Origin of the sequence: Pseudomonas sp. FP2254 (genome assembly GCF_030687695.1) — a bacterium.
Classification (GTDB): Bacteria; Pseudomonadota; Gammaproteobacteria; order Pseudomonadales; family Pseudomonadaceae; genus Aquipseudomonas; species Aquipseudomonas quebecensis.
The window spans coordinates 5,590,115-5,611,217 of the sequence record NZ_CP117444.1 but is presented as its reverse complement, the minus strand read 5'-3'; the positions used below and the strand labels follow the sequence as shown (position 1 = coordinate 5,611,217).

Annotated in this window: 13 protein-coding genes; 5 read left to right on the top strand and 8 right to left on the bottom strand. The window is 62.8% G+C overall.

All coding sequences use genetic code 11. The annotated features are described in order from the left end of the window. Positions 1–25: 25 nt before the first annotated feature. The 4 genes from PSH94_RS25870 (at position 26) to glmS (ending at position 4,770) form a co-directional block, all read left to right on the top strand. Positions 26–442: a F0F1 ATP synthase subunit epsilon gene (locus PSH94_RS25870; RefSeq protein WP_003177061.1), complete on the top strand. Its 417-nt coding sequence runs from the start codon at positions 26–28 to the stop codon at positions 440–442. 122 nt (positions 443–564) lie between these two features. Beyond that, the gene (gene glmU / locus PSH94_RS25865) at positions 565–1,932 is read left to right on the top strand and encodes a bifunctional UDP-N-acetylglucosamine diphosphorylase/glucosamine-1-phosphate N-acetyltransferase GlmU (protein WP_181077566.1); all 1,368 of its coding nucleotides are present in this window, start codon (positions 565–567) and stop codon (positions 1,930–1,932) included. A 227-nt stretch (positions 1,933–2,159) separates the two neighbouring features. Further along, positions 2,160–2,927, top strand: a complete 768-nt coding sequence (locus tag PSH94_RS25860; protein WP_181077567.1) for a DeoR/GlpR family DNA-binding transcription regulator — start codon at positions 2,160–2,162, stop codon at positions 2,925–2,927. 10 nt (positions 2,928–2,937) lie between these two features. Further along, positions 2,938–4,770 carry a glutamine--fructose-6-phosphate transaminase (isomerizing) gene (gene glmS / locus PSH94_RS25855; RefSeq protein ID WP_181077569.1) on the top strand — a complete coding sequence of 611 codons (1,833 nt, stop codon included), beginning with the start codon at positions 2,938–2,940 and terminating at the stop codon, positions 4,768–4,770. 51 nt (positions 4,771–4,821) lie between these two features. Here glmS and pbpC read toward each other — a convergent pair whose 3' ends face one another. From pbpC to PSH94_RS25815, 8 genes are all read right to left on the bottom strand, one after another. Further along, on the bottom strand, positions 4,822–7,119 hold the full coding sequence (pbpC, locus tag PSH94_RS25850; protein WP_305436030.1) for a penicillin-binding protein 1C: 2,298 nt from the start codon (positions 7,117–7,119) through the stop codon (positions 4,822–4,824). Continuing rightward, positions 7,100–12,916 carry an alpha-2-macroglobulin gene (locus PSH94_RS25845; RefSeq protein WP_305436029.1) on the bottom strand — a complete coding sequence of 1,939 codons (5,817 nt, stop codon included), beginning with the start codon at positions 12,914–12,916 and terminating at the stop codon, positions 7,100–7,102. The genes pbpC and PSH94_RS25845 overlap by 20 nt, the downstream gene beginning before the upstream one ends. 361 nt (positions 12,917–13,277) lie before the next feature. Next, positions 13,278–14,210 carry a phosphatidate cytidylyltransferase gene (locus PSH94_RS25840; RefSeq protein WP_017528659.1) on the bottom strand — a complete coding sequence of 311 codons (933 nt, stop codon included), beginning with the start codon at positions 14,208–14,210 and terminating at the stop codon, positions 13,278–13,280. 1 nt (position 14,211) lies between these two features. After that, positions 14,212–14,832, bottom strand: coding sequence for a 1-acyl-sn-glycerol-3-phosphate acyltransferase (locus PSH94_RS25835; RefSeq protein ID WP_253509836.1), 621 nt, complete (start codon positions 14,830–14,832; stop codon positions 14,212–14,214). Positions 14,833–14,841: 9 nt separating this feature from the next. Further along, positions 14,842–15,285 carry a hypothetical protein gene (locus PSH94_RS25830; RefSeq protein WP_305436028.1) on the bottom strand — a complete coding sequence of 148 codons (444 nt, stop codon included), beginning with the start codon at positions 15,283–15,285 and terminating at the stop codon, positions 14,842–14,844. Further along, entirely contained in the window at positions 15,275–16,573 is a 1,299-nt protein-coding gene (locus PSH94_RS25825; protein WP_305436027.1) for a phosphatase PAP2/dual specificity phosphatase family protein, read from the bottom strand. The genes PSH94_RS25830 and PSH94_RS25825 overlap by 11 nt, the downstream gene beginning before the upstream one ends. Before the next feature lie 2 nt (positions 16,574–16,575). After that, a complete protein-coding gene (locus PSH94_RS25820) occupies positions 16,576–18,330 on the bottom strand; it encodes a bifunctional alpha/beta hydrolase/class I SAM-dependent methyltransferase (RefSeq protein WP_305436026.1) in 1,755 nt (584 codons plus the stop codon). 11 nt (positions 18,331–18,341) lie between these two features. Beyond that, entirely contained in the window at positions 18,342–18,965 is a 624-nt protein-coding gene (locus tag PSH94_RS25815) for a CDP-alcohol phosphatidyltransferase family protein (protein ID WP_181077586.1), read from the bottom strand. Between the two features lie 212 nt (positions 18,966–19,177). Here PSH94_RS25815 and hflK point away from each other — a divergent pair, with 212 nt between their 5' ends. Beyond that, positions 19,178–21,100 (top strand): protease modulator HflK, encoded by a 1,923-nt coding sequence (hflK, locus tag PSH94_RS25810; RefSeq protein WP_305436025.1) that lies wholly within the window; start codon positions 19,178–19,180, stop codon positions 21,098–21,100. The last annotated feature ends 3 nt before the right edge of the window (positions 21,101–21,103 follow it).

Here is a 21,103-nt window from a genome sequence, read left to right as displayed (position 1 = left end):
GCGCTCATCAGGTTGAGGCAATCAGATGGCTATGACAGTCCATTGCGATATCGTCAGTGCGGAAGGGGAAATCTTCTCCGGTCTGGTAGAAATGGTGATTGCACACGGCGAACTCGGTGACCTGGGTATTGCCATGGGTCACGCGCCATTGATCACCAGCTTGAAGCCAGGTCCGATCACTCTGACCAAGCAAGGCGGGGAAAAGGAGGTGTTTTACATCTCCGGTGGTTTCCTTGAGGTTCAGCCGAACATGGTCAAGGTACTTGCCGACACCGTGCAACGTGCTGGCGACCTGGATGAAGCCTCCGCTCAGGAAGCCGTCAAGGCTGCCGAGAAGGCCCTGAACGAAAAAGGCGCAGACTTCGACTACAGCGCTGCTGCAGTCCGTCTGGCCGAGGCCGCAGCTCAGCTGCGTACTCTCCAGCAGATCCGCAAAAAGTAAGCGGCCACGCCGTCATGCTTCATGCGCGATTGATTAAAAAGGGTAGCCTCGGCTACCCTTTTTCTTTTTTGCAAAACACTTCTTTGGTCTGAACCCGGACCGCCCAGGATTGGTAGCCATTCATGTCTCTTGAAATCGTCATTCTCGCCGCAGGCCAGGGCACCCGTATGCGTTCGGCCCTGCCTAAGGTGCTGCACCCGGTCGCGGGTAATTCCATGCTTGGGCATGTTATCCACAGCGCTCGTCAGTTGGACCCGCAACGTATCCACGTGGTGATCGGCCACGGTGCTGATGTGGTGCGCGAGCGCCTGGCGGCGGATGACCTGAATTTCGTCTTGCAGGACAAACAACTGGGCACCGGCCACGCCACCGCGCAGGCTGTGCCGTTCATCACCGCCGACACGGTGCTGATCCTCTACGGCGACGTGCCGCTGATCGAAGTGCAAACCCTGCAACGCCTGCTAAAACATGTGGTACCCGGCCAGATGGGCCTGCTCACCGTTGAGCTGGATGACCCGACCGGCTACGGGCGTATCGTGCGCAACGCCGATGGCAAGGTTGCCGCCATCGTTGAACACAAGGACGCCAGCGAAGCCCAGCGTGCGATCACCGAAGGCAATACCGGTATCCTCGCCGTTCCGGCCAACAAGCTCGCCGACTGGATGAGCCGCCTGTCCAACAACAACGCCCAGGGCGAGTACTACCTCACCGACGTCATCGAGATGGCCGTGAATGATGGCCTGGTAGTCGCCACCGAACAGCCACACGACCCGATGGAAGTGCAGGGCGCCAACGACCGCAAGCAACTCGCCGAGCTGGAGCGTCACTACCAACTGCGCGAAGGCCGTCGCCTGATGGCCCAGGGCGTAACCCTGCGCGACCCTGCGCGTTTTGATGTGCGCGGTGAGGTCACCGTGGGCCGTGACGTGCTGATCGATATCAACGTGATCCTCGAAGGCCGCGTGATCATTGAAGACGACGTGGTGATTGGCCCGAACTGCGTGATCAAGGACAGCACCCTGCGCAAAGGCGTGGTGGTAAAAGCCAACAGCCATATCGACGGTGCCGTGATGGGCGAGGGCAGCGATGCCGGGCCGTTTGCGCGGTTGCGTCCTGGCACTGTGATGGATGCCAAGGCCCATGTGGGTAACTTCGTTGAATTGAAGAATGCCCATTTGGGAGAAGGCGCCAAGGCCGGTCACCTGACTTACCTGGGTGACGCGGTAATCGGTGCGCGCACCAATATCGGCGCTGGCACCATCACTTGCAATTATGATGGCGCCAACAAGCACCAGACCGTATTGGGCGAAGACGTGTTTATCGGCTCCAACAACTCGCTGGTCGCCCCGGTCAGGCTGGGTGATGGCGCCACGACCGCCGCCGGCTCCACCATCAATCAGGATGTGGATAACTTGCAGCTGGCCGTCGCCCGAGCCCGCCAGCGCAACATCGACGGCTGGAAACGCCCGGTCAAAATCAAAAAGACCTGAGTTATTCACAATATATAAGCAGCATAGCCTCAAAGTGGGAGGGGGCTTGCCCCCGATGGCGGTGGGTCAGTGGCAGATGAGCTGACTGACCCAACGCTACCGGGGGCAAGCCCCCTCTCACATGTTCATATGTGTCGTTTAAAAAATCTGTTCCCGACGCTTGACGATACCCTCCCAATAGGTTTTGATTGCCTTCGTTATCTTTCGAAACGAAACTTATCACTACCATGTCGAAACGTAATACACCTCAACGACGCCACAACATCCTCGCCCTGCTCAACGAACAGGGCGAAGTCAGTGTGGATGAATTGGCCAAGCGTTTCGAAACTTCCGAAGTCACCATCCGCAAGGACCTGGCCGCCCTGGAAAGCAACGGTTTATTGCTGCGGCGCTACGGTGGCGCAATCACCATGCCTCAGGAATTGGTCGGCGATCCTGCCCAACCCGTTTCTGCGTACAAGCGCGCCATTGCTCGTGCTGCAGTCAAACGCCTGCGCGAACACGCCCGCATCATCATCGACAGCGGCAGCACCACCGCCGCCATGATCCCCGAGCTGGGCCACCAGCCTGGCCTGGTGGTGATGACCAACTCCCTGCATGTGGCCAGCGCTCTGAGCGAATTGGAACACGAGCCGGTGCTGTTGATGACCGGCGGCACCTGGGACCCGCATTCGGACTCGTTCCAGGGCCAGGTCGCCGAGCAAGTGCTGCGGTCCTACGACTTTGATCAACTGTTCATCGGTGCCGATGGCATCGATCTGGAGCGTGGCACCACCACTTTCAACGAATTGCTGGGCCTGAGCCGCGTGATGGCCGAAGTCGCCCGTGAAGTGGTGGTGATGGTCGAATCCGACAAGATCGGCCGCAAGATTCCCAACCTGGAACTGCCTTGGGGCAGCGTCCATACCCTGATCACCGATGATCGCCTGCCGCTTGAGGCCCGCGACCAGATCCAAGCCCGCGGCATCACGTTGATATGCGCGGCAATCATCTAGGAGAAACACCATGTGTGGCATTGTTGGCGCAGTCGCTGAACGTAACATTACGCCCATCCTGATCGAAGGCCTCAAGCGCCTGGAATACCGTGGCTATGACAGCGCCGGTGTGGCGGTTTTCACCAACGGCGGCAAGCTTGAGCGCATGCGTCGCCCGGGCAAAGTCAGCGAACTGGACCAGGCCCTGGCCGGCGAGCCGCTGGTCGGTCGCCTGGGCATTGCCCACACCCGCTGGGCCACCCACGGCGCACCGTGCGAGCGCAATGCCCACCCTCATTTCTCCGGTGACTTGGCGGTGGTGCACAACGGCATCATCGAAAACCACGAAGTGCTGCGCGAACAGCTCAAGGCCCTGGGCTACGTGTTCACCTCGGACACCGACACCGAAGTCATCGCCCACCTGCTCAACCATAAGCTCAAGGACCACAACGACCTCACCAACGCCCTCAAGGCCACGGTCAAGGAACTGCACGGTGCCTACGGCCTGGCGGTGATCAGTGCCAGCCAGCCCGACCGCGTCGTGGCCGCCCGCAGTGGCAGCCCGCTGGTGATCGGCCTGGGCCTGGGTGAGAACTTCCTGGCCTCCGACCAACTGGCCCTGCGCCAGGTGACTGACCGCTTCATGTACCTGGAAGAAGGCGATATTGCCGACATCCGTCGCGAAAGCGTGGCGATCTGGGACATTAACGGCAACTCCGTCGAGCGCGAAGCCGTGCAATACCGCGACGGCGCCGAAGCCGCCGACAAGGGCGAGTTCCGGCACTTCATGCTCAAGGAAATCCATGAGCAACCGTCCGTGGTGCAACGCACGCTGGAAGGTCGCTTGAGCCAGAACCAAGTACTGGTCAACGCCTTCGGCCCACAGGCCGCCGAGCTGTTCGCCAAGGTCCGCAATGTGCAGATCGTCGCCTGCGGCACCAGCTATCACGCCGGCATGGTCGCGCGTTATTGGTTGGAAGAACTGGCTGGCATCCCGTGCCAGGTCGAAGTGGCCAGCGAGTTCCGTTACCGCAAGGTGGTGGTACAGCCCGATACGTTGTTCGTAACCATCTCCCAGTCCGGTGAAACCGCCGACACCCTGGCCGCCCTGCGCAACGCCAAGGAGCTGGGTTTCCTGGCCAGCCTGGCGATCTGCAACGTCAGCATCAGCTCCCTGGTGCGTGAGTCCGACCTGACCTTACTCACCCAGGCCGGTCGCGAAATCGGCGTGGCCTCCACCAAGGCATTCACCACCCAGTTGGTCGGCCTGTTGCTGCTGACCCTGTCCCTGGGCCAAGTGCGTGGCACTCTCGCCGCTGGCGTGGAAGCCACCCTGGTCGAAGAACTGCGTCGCCTGCCGACCCGCCTGGGCGAAGCCCTGGCCATGGACAGCACCGTGGAAAAAGTCGCCGAACTGTTCGCCGACAAGAACCACACCCTGTTCCTCGGCCGTGGCGCGCAATACCCCGTGGCGATGGAAGGCTCGCTCAAACTCAAGGAAATCTCGTACATCCACGCCGAAGCCTACCCGGCCGGCGAACTCAAACACGGCCCGCTGGCCCTGGTGGATGACGACATGCCAGTGGTCACCGTGGCGCCGAACAATGAACTGTTGGAAAAGCTCAAGTCCAACCTGCAGGAAGTGCGTGCCCGAGGCGGCCAGCTGATCGTGTTCGCCGACGAAAAGGCCGGCATGACCAATGGCGAAGGCACCCACGTCATCAACATGCCGCACATCCACGACACCTTGTCGCCGATCCTCTACACCATCCCGCTGCAACTGCTGTCGTACTACGTGGCCGTGCTCAAGGGCACAGACGTTGACCAGCCGCGTAACTTGGCGAAGTCGGTGACGGTGGAGTAATCCGCCGCTTCCCGGGGACCCGCCCGTTCGGGTCTCCACTGCCAACCCTCCCTAAGGCACAAACTCCACCCGCAACCCCCGACTCGCACTGCGCCCCTGATCGTCGCTGACCCGCAACCGGTACTCCCCCGACTTCCCCGGTCGCCAATTCAGCGTGGCCTGTGGCGAGCCCTGGCCGATCAAGGTTTGGTCAGCAAACCAGTACAGGGTCACCGCATCGCTGGCCGCGTTCGCGTTCAGCGGGATGCTTTCCTGGGGCTGGGACAGGCGTAGTTGGTAGCTTACTTGGGTCAACGGCGAACGAATCTGCGGCGCTTCGCTCTGGTCGCTGATGCGGTTGGGCTGGCAGTTTTTCATCACATTGGGCGGTGTACGGCGCGGCAGGCCGGCGGCGCGGTACAGGCGTTGTACGTCGCTGGGCCAGAACTCGAAGACTTCCTCGCGGGTGTATTGCGGATCGAACGGTGGGCAGGCCGCTTTGCCGGTGCGGGTGTCGATCAGCACCGGGCGGTGCAGGTTGGACACGCGAATCGGTGAGACGCCAGGGATGTACCAGGTCTTTCGGGTTTGCGGGCACCAGCGGTTGGGCAGGTCGCCGGAGGCGGCGCAGACGTCGATGCGCACCAGTCCGGCAGGTGGCTTGTCGGCCTTGATGACGACGTTCGGCAAAGCCAATGGCAGGGCGTCGGCGATACGGAAGAACAGCGGCGCGGCGGTCTTGGCACCGATAAATGCAGGGTTGGGGCGCCCGTCGAAGTTACCCACCCACACCACCAGCACATACGGGCCCACCAGGCCGGCGCTCCATGCATCATGAAAGCCCCAGGACGTGCCGGTTTTCCACGCGGTGCGCCAATGGTGCGCGGGCAGGCCATCCGGACGCGGGTTGCGGCGCAGCATGTCGCGCACCATGAAAGCGGCCTGAGGGGTGAGCAATTGCACGCCTATGGATGGCGGTTGTTCCTGCACATAGCGCAACGGTCGCAGATGCCCGTCGCCCGCCAGCATTACGTATAGACGCGCCAGCTCCTCCGGGGTCATCTCACCGCCGCCAAGGGCCAGGGCCAGGCCATAGTGGCTCTCATCGCGCAGGCCCTTGATGCCGGCGCGTTGCAACAAACCATACAACGACGGCGACTTGACCTGGCTGGCCAGCCACACCGCCGGGATATTGCGACTACGGATCAAAGCGTCCCGCGCCGTCAGCGGGCCGACAAAACTGCCGTCGAAATTTTCCGGCTGGAAGTAGCCGAAGTTACTGGGCAAATCCTTGAGGATACTCATGGGATGGATAATCCCCTGGTCCAGCGCCAGCCCGTACAGAAAGGGCTTGAGCGTCGACCCCGGCGAGCGTCGGGACAACACGCCGTTGACCTGGCCGTGGATGCCTGTGGATAAGTAATCCGCCGAGCCCACCAACGCCTTGACGCTCTGGTCGCGGCTGTCGATCAGGATGGCCGTTGCGTTTTCCACACCCGTGCTGCGGCGCTCGGCGATAAAACCGCTGATCAAACGTTCAAGCAATTGCTGAAGCGGCAGGTTGAGAGTGCTGTTGATTTGCGTGCCGGTCTGGGAGGCCAGCAGCTGTTCGCTCAGGTGCGGCGCCAGAAACGGGATCTGCTGGCGGTTGCGTGCTTCAAGGGGCAGGTCGAGCAGACTGTCATTGCGCGGGTCTTGTGGATAAGTGTTGCGCCAGTCGGCCATCAAGCGCAGCCGGGCGTTCTGCAGCGACGGCCCGAAACGCGCCCGTCGCCCGGGTTGCTGGGGGATGACCGCCAGGGCCAGTGCTTCTGACAATGACAGCGTTGCCGCAGCCTTGCCGAAGTAGATGCGGCTCGCCGCTTCGGCGCCTTCGATATTGCCGCCCATGGGCGCCAGGTTGAGGTAAGCCTCAAGAATCTCGTGCTTGCTGTAGCGCGCCTCCAGCCACAGCGCCAAGGCTATTTGCTGCACTTTGCCCGGCACCTGGCGGGTGTTCAGATCCCACAGGCGCCGCGCCAGTTGCATGCTCAAGGTCGATCCGCCCTGACGCTGGCCGCCGCTGTAGGTGGCCATGGCCGCACGCAGCAATGCCGCCGGATTGACCCCCGGATGCCAGTAGAAATTGCGGTCTTCCTTGAGCAACAAGGCGTCGATCAGTGACGGCGACATGCGCTCCAGCGGCAGCCACAGGCGATATTGGCCGTCATCCGCCAGGGTCATGCGCAGCAACGAGCCGTCATCGGCCAGCACCACCCGTGATGAGGTGACGGCCTGTTCCAACGAAGCATGGGGCCACAGCCGCAGCCCCGCCAGGAGCGCCGCCGCTGCCAGCAGCGGCGCCAGGCGTTTAAGGCTGGGTGATTTCAAGCTGGCCTACTTTGCCGCGCCCTTGCAGGGTGGTTTCGTACATGCCTTCGGCGTAGGCCGGTGGCGTGTTGAAGGTGCCCGCGTTGGTGGCGCGTACGCGGTACACGAAGGTGCCTGCGTCACGCAGCGCAGTGCCGTACAGCACCACCCGATCATCACGCACATCCACGTAATCCGGCTGCCAGTTGCTCAGCTCGGTTTCACCGATGGGCGCCTGCCAGGTGTCGGCCTCTTGGCTGTCTTCACTGGACTCCACGTACTCGGCGTCGTCGCCTTCGCCTTCACTGTCCTCGGTGCTCGCCGCTTCCGGCTCCGGCGCCACGTTATACACAGGCTCGACACCGCCGGGCAGCAGGTCGACTACCGCCACCTGCTGCACCTGGTCGCGGTCGGTGGCGCGCAGACGCAGGCGCACCAGGAACTCTTCGCCCACCGCCACTGTGCTCAGCGGTTCGCCTTTGAGGTCGAGGTACTCGTGGATGATTTCCAGGCCATTGTTGATTGGCTTGAGCTTGGCACCCTTGTCGAAACCGGCTTCGCTGAGCATATAGAACGCCGCCGGGCCGTCGGACTTCTCCATCACCAGCTTCTTAGTGGCGGCCGGTACGGCAGCACGCGGCGGCTGGCCGGCCATGTCCAGCAGTTGTTGCTGCTTGTCGCTCAACCACGCGGTGGCCTTGAGAGTCATGTCGCTTTGGGCGCGCTGGCCGTAGTTGTCCAGGGCGCGCAGCAGCAGGGCCGCCGACAGCGAGTTATAGCGCTGCTCATTGAGCCGCTTGCCGAGCTTATCCAGCAGTGCCGTGGGCACATCGTCCATCAGTTCAGGGAAGTGGCGCGCCAGCAGGTGCAAGTGTTCGGCATCGTGCACCAGCGGGTCGTAGTACAGGCCGTCGCTGTCCCACTTATCCACAAGGGTGCGCCATGGGATCTTGCGGAACAAGGCATCGGCCTGCCGATCCTGCTTGAGCAACTTGTAGCTGGCGGCCAGGTAAGCTGCGCCCAGGTCGTTCTGCCAGGTGTCCTTGAAGTAGCTTTCGTAACGTTCGCGGATATCGCTCAAGGCGCCGCTGACCAGAATCCCCTGACGGCTCAACAGGTAACTGGCGTAGGCGCGATTGCGCAATTCCGACAGGCCTTCGCTAGGACCGTTGGCCAGGTCTGTCAGATAAGCATTCGAGCGTACCAACAGGTCTTCCGGTACCGGCAGCCCGTGCTCTTTGGCTTCGATCAGGAAGTCGGTGGCGTATAGGCTGGCGTACGGCGCCACGTCGGGGTTGGCAGCCCACAAGCCGAAGCCACCGGCCTGGTTCTGGCGCTGGCGCAGCATGCGTACCGCACTGCCGAAGGCTTGCTCGGCCTCCGGTGCCGTGCCCCCCCAAATCAACGCCGGCATGGCCTTGGACACCAATTGTTCGGTGCAGGCATAGCCGTAGTCATCCAAGTAATGCTTGAGGCCGTTGGCCCATACCAGCGGCGAAGCAGCCACGCCCAGCTGTACGTCGCGCAGTTGGCCGAATAGCTCACGGGTGGGTTTGAGTTCTTTGCTGGCGCTGTCGAAGCGTCCCAGGCTCAGGGCCACGCGATGCTCACTCAGAGGACGGATCGACGTGGTCTCGGCCACTTGAATACGTTTGCCGTCCGGCAGCACCGCGACAAAGCGCAGGTCTGCCGAACCCAGGGTTTCGCCCACTTTGATCCTGAACTGCGCAGTGCCTTCTTTGCGCGGTTGCAGGGCCAGCGTGCTGGCCTTGTCGCCCTGTACCACCAGACCAGTGCTGGTCTGCAGTTCAAACTTCACGTCCGCCGCCGCCTCCAGGTTACTGAAGACCCCGGCACTCACGTTGAACACATCGCCCGGTGCCACAAAGGCCGGCACGTTCGGTGTGATGACCAGCGGCCCGCGCACGTCGGTGTTGGTCTCGCTCACGCCGACGCTGTCGCTGTCCACCGACACCGCAAACAGGTGCAGTTTGCCGTTGAAGCTGTCCGGCACTTGATAGTGCAGCACGGTTTCGCCGGCAGGCAGGTCCACCAGACCCGACCACCAGGCCACCGGTGGCTGATGTTTGCGCTTGAACGGGTTGAGATGGTTCGCCAGGGCGCCTTCGGTATCGCCGCCGGGCGCGGCCCCACTGAGCAGACGGCTGAATTCCGGCAGGATCAGGTCAAGGATCTGACTGGTGCCGACCTCCAACGCGCGCTTCTGGAAGAAGAAACCCAATGGGTCCGGCGTCTGATAACGCGCCACCTGCAGGATGCCTTCGTCCACCGCGTACACCACCGCACGGCCCGGACGGTCGGCGGTGACCTTGATATCCAGGGTCTGCCCCGGCTCGATCTTCGCCGGGCCTTCCACCTTCAGCGCCATGCGTCGTGCATCCAAGTTGATGCTGAACGGCACAACACCGTAGGACAGCGGGCTCATGTACACCTCCGGCGAGCCCATATCGCGTACGAATTGCACGTTAACGTAGGCATTGCCCTCAAGCCCTGCCGGTACGCGGATATGTTGCACGCTGGTGGTGCTGTCGGCCTTGAACCACTGTTGGGTGTAGACCTTGTCGCGTTCGATGGTGATCAGGCCCGCGCCGGTATACGGCGCCCGCAGGCTGATGGCGATCTCGTCACCGGTGGCGTAGCTGGATTTATCCAGGCGCAATTGCAGCTCGGCGTTACGCTCCAGGGAGCGCGAGGTATTGCCGTGCCCGGCCACGCTGTAGTCGATCTGGTTGAGCAGGTTACCGTTGGCATCCTTGACCTGCAGGGTGAAATCTCCCGGCGTCGCGGTGTTCAGTGTCTGCCTGGCGCCGTCCTTGGTCATCGCCAGCGGTGAGGCCGGTTGGCTGATGTTCTTGATGCGCGACTCGTACTTGTACGTGCCGTTGGACTGTTTCACCAGCACCGAGACATAGCGGTGTTCCACCACTTCACTGGTCAGGCCATCTACCGCCAGCGGCGTGAGGTCCGGTGCCACGGCCAGCCATTGCACCTGGCGTGGCGCATCCTTGGCGACGTACGACAGCGAATCCTGACTTTTCACACCCACCAGGTAGGGCGCGGACGACACAAGCAAAGCACTTTGCGCGGCCACGTTACGGCCGCCCTCGGCTTCATACACCTGGGTCATCACTTGCAGGCGGTAAGTGCTGTTGGCGAAGCGTTGCAGGTTAAGGTCGAGCACGGCCTGGCCGTTATCGTCGAGGGTGCTTTCGGCCAGGTCTTCCGTGCTAGCATCTTGCAGGGCATCGTTGAGGCGGAAGCGATAATCGGGGTAGCGGTCGAAGGCCGCCAGGGTCGGGCTCAGGGACATCTTGCCGGTGACACGACGGTCCGCCGCCGGCGCGCCGAACAGGTGCATGGCGGTGACCTTGGCCACCACTTGGTCAGGCGCGATCCAACCCGCCACCGGGGTGTCGTGCAGGCTCAGGCTGACCTTCATGCGGTCCGGTTCGAAGTCACGCACCTTGAAGCTGACACTGCCCAGGTCGGTGCGCGTCTGTTTCTGGCCGATCAGCTGCAAGGTCGCGGTGTAATCCCCGGCGGGCGCGACTTCGCTGCTGGGGAAATCAAAACTCTCAAAACCGCTGGCGGACAGTTTCAGCGGCTGGCGAATCACTTCCAGGCCGCGTGGGTCGGTGATTTGCAGTTCCACCGGCAGGCCTTGCAGTGCGCCCTTCCAGTTGCCGCTGCGCACGATCATGCCCAAATGCGCGGTTTCGCCGGGCCGGTACAGGCCACGGTCAGTGAACAGGTAGGCGCTGAGACGATCAATCGCGCCGTCTTCCTCCAAACCGCCTACGTCGAAGCGCGACAAATCCAGTTGCTGGGACTGACGGGCAATGGGCAGAAACGACTGGTCATTACCGCGAGTGACCACATACATGAGCGGCGTTTTCTCACGGCGCAGTTCATCGAGCTTGGCGAAATGCGCGTGGCCTTCGGCATCCGAGTGGCCACTGGCGACCGGCAGACCGTTGCGGCCGATGATGTCGACCTGCGCGTCAGCCACCGGTGAACCGTTGCCGATGGACTGCACATAGACATCATGGCTGCCATCGCTGGAACGCTTGGCGATGATGCCCAGGTCGGTCACCACGATAAACCGCAGGTCGCTGGTGCCGCTGCGGTCGTAGTCGAAGGTGCGTTCGGCCTGTTCGTCCTGGGGGCTGAGCTTGAGCACAAAAATACCGCGGCGGCCGCCATTGGCGGTGAGGTAGTGGCTCAGGTCCACATTGTCGTAGACGGTTTTCGCCGGGTCGTTGGACGACAGCGCAATGTCCAGTGACTGACGCTCGACCATACGATCGAAGTATTCGTTACCAAAGTTGGGGCGGGCGAAGCTGCCGCTGCTCTGGTCCACCAGATGCTGCAACTGATTAGGCAGCAGGCGCGCAATTTCCACATGCGCGCCAGGCACGCCACGGGCCATGAAGCCCAGGCGTTTTTCGCCATTGAGGCTGAGCAATGCGCCATCAGACAAGAACTGCAATGTGCGTGGATACGCCGGCATGCTCACCAGCGACGCCGTAGGATTCTTCGCCAGATAGCCGCCGATGGCTTCCAGGTTGGCGGGTACGCGCACATACAGCGCGCGGCCGGCCGGGGCCTTGAACTTGAAGGCGTGCAGGGTATTCAGCGGTTCGACGCTGGGCACGTGGGTCAGCGTGACCTTGGTGCTGCGGGCCAACAAGGCGTCATCGATCTCGTTAGTGTTATAGGGACGGGTGTCGTCCTCGGCTTTTTCGGGCAACAGCCAGGCCTGCACCTTACCGGCGATGGTGTCATCGGCTACGGCGCTGGAGCTGCTGAACATCAACACCGGCTCGGGCTCGCCGCGTGCGTTATCCACAAAGCTCACTTCGGCGCCGGTGAACGTCAGGCGATAACGCCCGGGCACGGTCACTTCCGCTACCAGCGGTGCAGTGCTGGCGTTGCCACCGTCGCGGGCCTTGATGCCTTCATCCAACTTAGCGCTGACGGGCGTACTTTCCAGCGGCGTGGCCAGGGCGGCGGAGCGCACGTAGGCGTTGAGTTTATGCTCGTCGAAGGTGATTTCCGGGCGGTTGGGCAACTGCGCATCACGGTACGTCAGGCCTTTGCCGAGAATGACCGACACACGCTTGCGCAGGCTGTCTTCATCCACTGGGTGGGAAAAGTGGAAGGTGGCTAGCAGCTGTTTCAGCGTCGGGTTGGACGGGTCTTGATACAACTCGTTTTGTCCCAGGGTGACGCGCAATGGCTGGGTGGAAAATTGCGCGCTGTATTGGTCGAGCAATACACCGTCGGCCAGCAGGTTTTTCTTTGCCAGGTCCAGGGTGTAATGGGCGTCGATGGGCCAGTCTTTTTCCGGTACGAATACCAGGGTGCGGTCATCCGCCCAGCGCCAGCTGCCGGCAACCTCGGGTTTAAGAGTGATGCCCTCGGTCACCGGCTTGCCGATCGCCGACAGCGGCGCCACGGATTCGCCGAAACGCACCTGCAAGTTATCCACAACCGGTGTTTGCTGGGTGTAGTCGGTCAGGTTCGGTTTGTGCAGCGAATAACTCGCGGTGTGCGGCTGCGGCAGGTGGGAATACCAGTGCCAGCCGTAGAACCCGGCAGCGGCGAGCAGCACAAGGCCGAGCACACCGGCAGCGGTCTGGCGTGGGTACGCGCGCGCTTTGCCCCCCAGGTTCGTCACGCCACGGCCGACAGCATGCAGCCACAGCGGCGGCTGCCAGCGACCGAAAACGGCGCCCACCACGGTCAGAAACACACCGACAACACGACGGCTGATGGCTTTGAGCGAATCGAACATGATGGGCATCCCTGGCTAAGTGCGGCGTATCTTACACGCGTCTTTGATACAAAAGATGTCGCCGATACGCCGCACGCGAGGATGTTTACGGGGTTAGTGAACGCTTATGCATTCCAGCGAGCGGTCGACCTGATCGTCCCCACGCTCTGAGTGGGAGTGCCGCCTGGGACGCTCCGCGTGCCGCCAAGCGCTGCAAGTTCTGACTATTGCGCACAGGTGACGCAGAGCGTCACGGGCTGCATTCCCACGCAGAGCGTGGGAACGATCTTTGAAGGGGCCGCTTCGCAGCTCAGTGCAGGGCAGGCCTGCTCACCACAGCGAGCCCCCTCCCACAATTTGATCTTCGTTCGGCTTGCGGGGGTCAGGTCCACCAGTAGCGTACGAGGTGGAAGAAAATGGGGGCCGCGAAACACACCGAATCCAGCCGATCCAGCATGCCGCCGTGCCCTTCGATCATATGTCCCCAGTCCTTCACCCCCCGGTCACGCTTGATCGCCGACATGACGATGCCGCCAGCGAAGCCGAGCAGGTTGATCAGCAGCGCAATCAAAAACGACTGCCACGGATTGAACGGCGTGGTCCACCACAACGCCGCGCCGATCAGGGATGACAGCAGAATCCCGCCGACGAAGCCTTCCACGGTTTTGGACGGCGACAGGTTCGGCGCGATCTTATGTTTGCCGAACAGCTTGCCGCACACGTATTGCAGCACGTCCGACAACTGCACCACGATCACCAGGTAGGCGATCAGCAGCAGGTTGCGGCCTTCGTAGCCGGGAATGTCCAGTGTCAGCAGTGCGGGTACGAACGACACGCAGAACACCGCGATCATCAGGCCCCATTGCACTTTGGAGGCGCGCTCCAGGAAGTGCGTGCTGTCGCCGCCTAACGACGCGAGGATCGGCAGCAGCAGGAACACGTACACCGGGATAAAAATCGAGAACAACCCGTACCAGTCCGAGTAAATCAGCAGGTATTGCAGCGGCAGGGCCAGGTAGAACGCGGCCACCAGGGCCGGGTAGTCGCTGCGGCGGGTGGGGGTGAGGGTGAGGAATTCGCGCAAGGCGTAGAACGACACCGCATAAAACAGCAGGATTACCGCGCCGGTGCCGAGCCAGAAGGCGATACCGATCACCACCACCATGACCCACCAGGCGTTGATGCGCGCGTTGAGGTTGTCGATCACCGCGTTTGGCGTGCCACGGGTGCGCAGTTTGAGAATCAGGCCGATCAGCGAGGCCAGGACCAGGATCGCGCCGATCCCGCCGAACAACATCAGGGTTTGGCTATCCATCTCAGCAGTGCTCCGGGGCAAGGGCGAGCAGGGCATCGCGGGTGCGGGCGAGGAACAGCGCCTTGTCTTCGCCGTCTTGCAGTTGCAGGGGGGCACCGAAGCTGGTGGTGCACAGCAGGGGCAGCGGCAGGACGCGGCCCTTGGGCATGACCCGATTGAGGTTGGCGATCCACACCGGGATCAGCTCGGCCTGTGGGTAACTTTTCGCCAGGTGATACAAACCGCTTTTGAACGGTAGCAAGCCGTCCTCCAGATTGCGCGTGCCTTCCGGGAAGATGATCAGCGAGTCGCCACCTTCCAGCGCCGCCAGCATCGGTTGCAGAGGGTTATCCACAGGCTCTTTGCGCTCACGATCAATCAGCACCCCGTTGAACACGCGGTTGATGATGTAGCGGCGCAGGGCGCTTTTATTCCAGTAATCGCTGCCGGCCACCGGGCGCGTGAACTTGCGCAGGTTCTGCGGCAGCGAGGCCCACAGGAGCACGAAGTCGCCGTGGCTGCTGTGGTTGGCGAAATAGATGCGCTGCACCGGCACCGGCGCGCAACCCAGCCACAGGCTGCGAGCGCCCGTGACAGTGCGGGCCATGGAGGTAATCAGGGTGGCTACCACAGGTTCGAACATGGGGGTTCCTTATCCGGCGAAAGGCAGCCAAGGGCTGGCGAGGATCACGGCCAGGGTCAGCAGGGTTTGAGCGCCCAGCAGCCAGGCTTGTTTGCGCAGCAGTTTGAGGGCGCCGCGACGCCGTTCGGTCCAGGGCCGGCCGGCACGCTTGGGCGATTGCAGGCCCAGAGTCTGCAGAGCCTGGTCGAGGTCGGCGGTGCGCTCGGTGTCGCGGGCCAGGAGGTCGAACAGGTCGGCGTCGAAGGCCACCCGCAGCGCCCAGTACTTCTGCAGCAGCCCGAGCAGAATCATCCACAGGCTGAGCAGCAGGCAGATGGGCGAAACGCTGGCCATCAACAGCTGTGCCAGGCCGAATAACACCCCGACCAGCGTCAGGCCTGTGGATAACTGATCCAGGGAGCGGCCGCGGCGCAGCAGGCTGGCGACGACCTGAAGTTCCATATCAGCGGGCATGGGCCAAACCCTCAAGGGCTGAACGATGAGCGGGGTGCAGGACCACCTCGGTCCGCGCTGTACCAATCATAGCCAGTGCTTTATCTACCGTGGCGGCGCGGCCGCTGTGCAGCAGCCAGGCCGCAACAGCGGTGGCACTGCGCGAATAACCCAGGGCACAGCACACCAGCAGCGGACCTTCGATGCGCAGGCGCTCAATGGCCTGGGCCGCCTGCAGGCATTCGGCGGGTGTGGGCGCAGTCAGGTCCAGGACGGCGATGCATTGATACGCCCGGCCCTGTGGATAAATCGGTAACTCAGCGCAGAGGTCGACGATGGCCTTGAAAGACGTTTGCTCGCTCGTCGTGGGTATTCGCCCGAGCCAGACGTTATCCACAATCAGATCCGGCTGTGGATGCTTGCGTGTCCATAGCCGTGAATTTATCCACGCCGCCGCCAGATAAGGCGCATACAGCCAGCGCGCGGCTGGCGTCAGTCGGCCATCGCTGCGCTTCTGAAACCCCACAGCGCCCAGCACGGCGTAATTGGCACTGACCAACCCCAGCGACACGGCTGGCCAAAGCAGCCATAGCCAGCCGCCATCCAGCTTCAAGGCCGCTGTCGCCAGGGCCAAGGCCCCCAAGCCGTAGCGCAACCCCAGCCGCCAACGTTTCGGGTCGCGAGCCAAACGTGCATTCAACAGCGGGCTGGGATGTTCCACCGGCCACAGCCATACGCACAGCCAGCCGGCGAGGGCGCCTGTGGGTAAGTCAATAAAGTGATGTTGATAAGTGGTCAGTACCGAAATACCGATCAAGGCGAACCAGCCATGTACCACCCAGCGCCACGCCCCTTGGGTGTGGCGCTGGTACATCACCCACAGGATCACCAGCAGGGCGATATGCAGCGAAGGCGCTTGGTTGAACGGCTTGTCGAAGCCAGCCAGCACGGCAAATAGCCAGCCGAATACGCCGTCCAGTTCCGGCCGCTCGAACGTGAAGCGCAGCGGCCAGATCAAAAAGCAGCTCACGGCGATGATCTGGGCGGACAGCAGGCGCAGGGCATGTTGTTTGAGTTCATGGCGGCTGTTGGGCAGCAGCAGGGAGAAGCCATACAGCAGGTCAATGGACCAGTAGGGCACGATGGTCCAGGCCCAGAACGGCGTATGGCTTTCCCAGTCGAATACCAGCGTACCCACATCGCTGCGCTGGCTGGTGACCCAGGTGGCAAAGCCGTAGGTGCTGAAAAACAGCGGCGCCAGTAGCAGCAGCCACAGGACCGCAGGCTTTAACAGGCCGGGTTCGCGCATGGTCAGATCTTCTGTGCCAGGGACACGGTGAAAATGCCCCATTCATCCACGCGCTGGGTGATCTTGCGGAACCCGGCGGCTTCCACCAACTGGTCCATTTCCGCCTGGCTGCGACGGCGCATCACCCACGCCTGACCCTGGCGATGGCTGGTCAGCGCACGAGCAATCAGCTCCAGCTGCGGGTGCCATGGCTGGCCGGTGTAGACCAGATAACCGCCAGGCTCCACTGCCTCGGCCAGACCGGCCAGCGAGCCACCGACCATACCGTTGTCGGCGAACAATTCGTACAGCCCGGACACCACCGCCAGGGTCGGCTCAGGGGTCAGCGCCGCCAAATCCAGGCGGTCGAACGCGTCGCCTTTCACGAATTGCGCGATATCCCCCAGGCCTTTTTCGCGGATCAATGCGCCACCGTCGCGCACGTTGATGTCGCTGTAGTCGCGCAGCAGGATCGATTCCGGCAGCGGCGATACACCCTGCAAAGCCTCCAGAATGTAACGGCCATGGCCGGCGGCGATGTCAACGATGCGCACCTCGCGCTGTTCATCGCGCAACCGGGCCATGGCCAGGCGCAGCAGTTCTTCGACGTTCAACTTGCGCTGGCGAATGCCGCGCCAGCCGATGGAATTGAGGTAGTTGGCGTCGATCATGCGCCCCAGGGCGCCTTTGCCCGTGGGAGTGTTGCGGTACACATAATCCAGGGTGCTGCCGGAGTCGAAACCGGTATCGAAACCCAGTTTGACGCCTTCGGACAGGTTCTTGCCCCGGCCCATGCTCGCACGGGTCATGCGCCAGTACAGGTCGCGTGGGGAATTGTGCGGCAGCGGCGCGGCCAGGGATTCGGACTCGGCGCACGTGGCGCCCAGTTTGTCGGCGTCCAGCAGCGAGGCGCGGTCCAGCGGGTGCTCGAAATTCTGCAGGATAAAGCGCCGGGCGCTGCTTACCGCCACCGCACGGTCGCGTTCGCCGAGGGTGTCATGGAAGAACCCGGGCAGGATGTGCAGTTCTTTTTTCAGGCTGCCCAGGCGGTCGAAAAACTGCTGTTGCGGTTTGCGATGCACCACAAAGTCAGCGCCGGACACCAAGAGCTGGGTCGGCACCTGGATCGCCTGGGCGTCTGCGACCACCCGGTCGGCGGCTTCGTACAGGCCCAGCAGCACATTCACCGAAATCGCCTTGGTGATCAGCGGATCGCTGTCGTAGGACGCCACGCGCTCCGGGTCGTGGCTGAGGAACTTGGCCTTGACGTAGCTGTTGACGAAAAAGTTGCCGCGAAACTTGCGCATCAAGGCCAGGCCAGTTCGTGCGAACGGCACATACAGCTTGACCTTGAACGCCGGGGAAGCGAGCACCAGCGCGCGGATTTTCGGCGCGTAATCGTGTACCCAGGTGGCGGCGATCACCGCGCCGACACTTTGGGCAACCACGGCGAAGTTCTCTTGCTCAATGCCATAGGCGCCGCCGATGTGGTCGCAAAAGGTCTGCACGTCGCGCGCGCTGGTGGCGAAGCTGGGGCTGTCACCGCGGTCGCCGGGCGACTGGCCATGGCCACGGGCGTCCCAGGCGAAGAAGTCGAATTGCGGCAGGTCGAGTTCATCGACCAGGTGCGCGATACGCCCCGAGTGCTCATGCCCGCGATGGAACAACACGATTGCCTTACGCGGCTCACCCCCCGCTGGGGCGGTGGCCGGCCAGTGCCGGTAGAAAAGCTCGACGCCATCATGGGTACTGAAGGTGTGCTGTTGCTGTTCGCGCATCGCAGAATCCTTTATGCAGAAGGGGAGGTGGTTTGAGCTTCTTTGAGGCCTTGGCGCACGCGGTTGACCAGGGTGTAGGCCAGCAGTGCGGCGACCAGCCACATCAGCGTGTCGACCCAACCGCTGCCCAGCCAGCCGAGCGCCACGCCGGTGGCCAGCACGCCGAGTACGAAGGCCCGGTCGCTTTTGCCCATCGGCCCATCGTAACGGCGCGATGCACCGACCATCGGCCCGAGCACGCCAGCGTATTCGCTGAACACCGCCAGTAACGCCACCAGCAGCACCGCCGCCAGGCTGACGCCGGGGATCAGCGCAAATGGCAGGATCAGGGCGCTGTCGGCGATGACGTCGCACAGCTCATTCAGGTACGCACCCAGGCGCGATTGCTGGCCGAATTCGCGCGCGAGCATGCCGTCGATGGCATTGAGCGCCATGCGCAGGATCATCCACACCGGGATCAGCGCAAACAGCCACAGGTGTTGGGCAAAGCCGGCAATCAACAGGCCGACGAGCAGCGAAATAATGCCGGCCAGCACGGTGATCTGGTTGGCGGTGGTGCCGTTGTCGTAGAGGCGCTGCACGAGGGGACGCAGCAGGTTTTGAAACCGCGGTTTGAGCTGATAGATCGAAATCATGGGGGATGACGCTTCCTTGTCCGTGAGCCCGCTGGAGTGTGCCGATTATTCCGGGCCTGCACCAGCGATAGCGTGTGTTTATGGGGGGTTAATCACGCTCCTGACTGCAATGAAGCTCAAGGGTGGGCAATGTTTGAAGCAGGGGTTACCGAACAAAAATTTCACGCTGTGTGTTATATCGTAACGAATTGTGTACGAGCGGGCGTGTTGGGATGCAAGTGGATCTAGAAGCTGACGGCGCTTCGGTAGAGGGCCTGCCGCGTTTTCAGCAGGGGCTGTTCCATGCCCGGCGGTTGCGTCAGGCCGGTATCAGCCTGACGGTGCTGGCGGTGATCGGCTGGGTGCTGGCGTTGTTTGTCGCGCTGTTTGCGCCGCTGTCGATCTGGCCGGTGGTGCTGATCAATTGCGCCTCGGCGTTGCTGGTGCTGGTGGCGGGGTTGCAATCAGCGTGGTGGGTGGCGGATTGGCGCGCGCAGGCGCTGGAGCCGACCGTTGAGTCGGTCGAACCCGGCGGGGCGGCCAGCGGCTGGTCTGCACGGTTGCTGGAGCGTTTCGGCACTGGGCTGCTGGCCCAGGTCGGTACGCCGGTGTTGTGGCTGTGCGGCTGGTCTCTGCTGGCGCTGATCAGCGTCGCGGAGTTTTGGAACCTGGCGTTACCGGCCGCCCAAGTCGGCCAGTCCGCCAGCATCGGCGCCGCGTTGGCATTGGCCCTGGCGTTTGGCGTGCTGGTGTTCGAGCGTCGGCTGGCCCAGGAAACCGCCGCGCAATGGCCCGAAGCCGCGCAGTTGGCACAGTTGAGCCGGGTGGCGATCAGTTGCCTGGTGGTCAGCGCGGTTTGCCTGTTGTTCGCCGGTGAGGCATCGGTATGGCCGCTGCGTCTGGCGACCCTCGTGGGGTTGTTGCCGGCGCTGGTGGCGCTGGAGTTCTTGTTCAGGGCCGTGCTGTCGCTGTTCAGCCCGCGCCAGCCACGGCGGGAGCCGCGCCTGATGGCGCAGAGCTTTATCGCCAGCCTGCTGCGTTGGCCGCCGCGCCCGTTGCTGGCGTTGCAGCATGAATTGCACAATCGCTTCGGTATCGATCTGCGCCAGATCTGGGCGTTTACCTACATGCGCCGGGCGTTTTTGCCGGTGCTGGTGGTGGTTCTGGCGATCGGTTGGGCGCTGACCGGCGTGCATGAAGTCCCGCTGCAAGGCCGTGGGATTTATGAGCGCTTCGGTAAACCGGTCGAGGTGTTCGGCCCCGGGCTGCACACCGGGTTGCCCTGGCCATTAGGGCGTGTGTTGCCAGTGGAAAACGGCGTGGTGCATGAGCTGGCGACCAGTGCCAGCGACGCCGCGGCTCCGGCGCTGGCGCCCGCCGAAGGCCCGCCGCCGCTGATCGCCAATCGCCTGTGGGACGCCAGTCATGTGAACGACAAATCCCAGGTCATCGCCAGCCGCCGTGGCGACACTCAGGGCTTCCAAATCGTCAATATGGACGTGCGTTTCGTCTACCGCATCGGCCTCAGCGATCAGGCCGCGCTCGCCGCCACCTACAACAGCGCGGACGTGCCGATGCTGATCCGCAGCACCGCCAGCCGTATCCTCGTGCACGATTTTGCCTCGCGCACCCTCGACGAACTGCTCGGTGAGCAGCGCACCCGCCTGGCGGATGAAATTGGCCGTGCCGTGCAGGCAGATTTGCAGCGCCTGGACAGCGGGGTGGAAATTCTCGCCACGGTGGTGGAAGCCATCCACCCACCGGCCGGCGCCGCCAATGCTTATCACGCCGTGCAAGCCGCACAGATCGGCGCCCAGGCCCTGATCGCCCGCGAACGCGGCGCCGCCAGCGAGCAGACCAACCAGGCCCTGCTGCGCGCCAGCAGCGCTCGCGACCAGGCCCAGGCCAGCGCCCGTGAAGTGAACGCCGGGGCACAGGCTGCCGACCTGCGTTTCAAGGCCGAACAAAAGGCTTACGCCACGGCGGGCCGGGCATTTGTGCTGGAGCAGTATTTCAGCCAGCTCAGTCAGGGCCTGGCCCACGCCAAGCTGCTCATTTTGGATCACCGTCTGGGCGCCGATGGCGCGCCGACCATCGATCTGCGTTCTTTCACTTTGCCGGCCGACCCCATGGCGCCGCGTAAAGCCGTGCAATAAGGA

Bases quoted from the DNA above. Each gene is read 5' to 3' on its own strand.
- PSH94_RS25870 (WP_003177061.1), top strand. From the start codon at position 26: ATGGCTATGACAGTCCATTGCGATATCGTCAGTGCGGAAGGGGAAATC.
- glmU (WP_181077566.1), top strand. From the start codon at position 565: ATGTCTCTTGAAATCGTCATTCTCGCCGCAGGCCAGGGCACCCGTATG.
- PSH94_RS25860 (WP_181077567.1), top strand. From the start codon at position 2,160: ATGTCGAAACGTAATACACCTCAACGACGCCACAACATCCTCGCCCTG.
- glmS (WP_181077569.1), top strand. From the start codon at position 2,938: ATGTGTGGCATTGTTGGCGCAGTCGCTGAACGTAACATTACGCCCATC.
- PSH94_RS25845 (WP_305436029.1), bottom strand. From the start codon at position 12,916: ATGTTCGATTCGCTCAAAGCCATCAGCCGTCGTGTTGTCGGTGTGTTT.
- PSH94_RS25840 (WP_017528659.1), bottom strand. From the start codon at position 14,210: ATGGATAGCCAAACCCTGATGTTGTTCGGCGGGATCGGCGCGATCCTG.
- PSH94_RS25835 (WP_253509836.1), bottom strand. From the start codon at position 14,832: ATGTTCGAACCTGTGGTAGCCACCCTGATTACCTCCATGGCCCGCACT.
- PSH94_RS25830 (WP_305436028.1), bottom strand. From the start codon at position 15,285: ATGCCCGCTGATATGGAACTTCAGGTCGTCGCCAGCCTGCTGCGCCGC.
- PSH94_RS25825 (WP_305436027.1), bottom strand. From the start codon at position 16,573: ATGCGCGAACCCGGCCTGTTAAAGCCTGCGGTCCTGTGGCTGCTGCTA.
- PSH94_RS25820 (WP_305436026.1), bottom strand. From the start codon at position 18,330: ATGCGCGAACAGCAACAGCACACCTTCAGTACCCATGATGGCGTCGAG.
- PSH94_RS25815 (WP_181077586.1), bottom strand. From the start codon at position 18,965: ATGATTTCGATCTATCAGCTCAAACCGCGGTTTCAAAACCTGCTGCGT.
- hflK (WP_305436025.1), top strand. From the start codon at position 19,178: ATGCAAGTGGATCTAGAAGCTGACGGCGCTTCGGTAGAGGGCCTGCCG.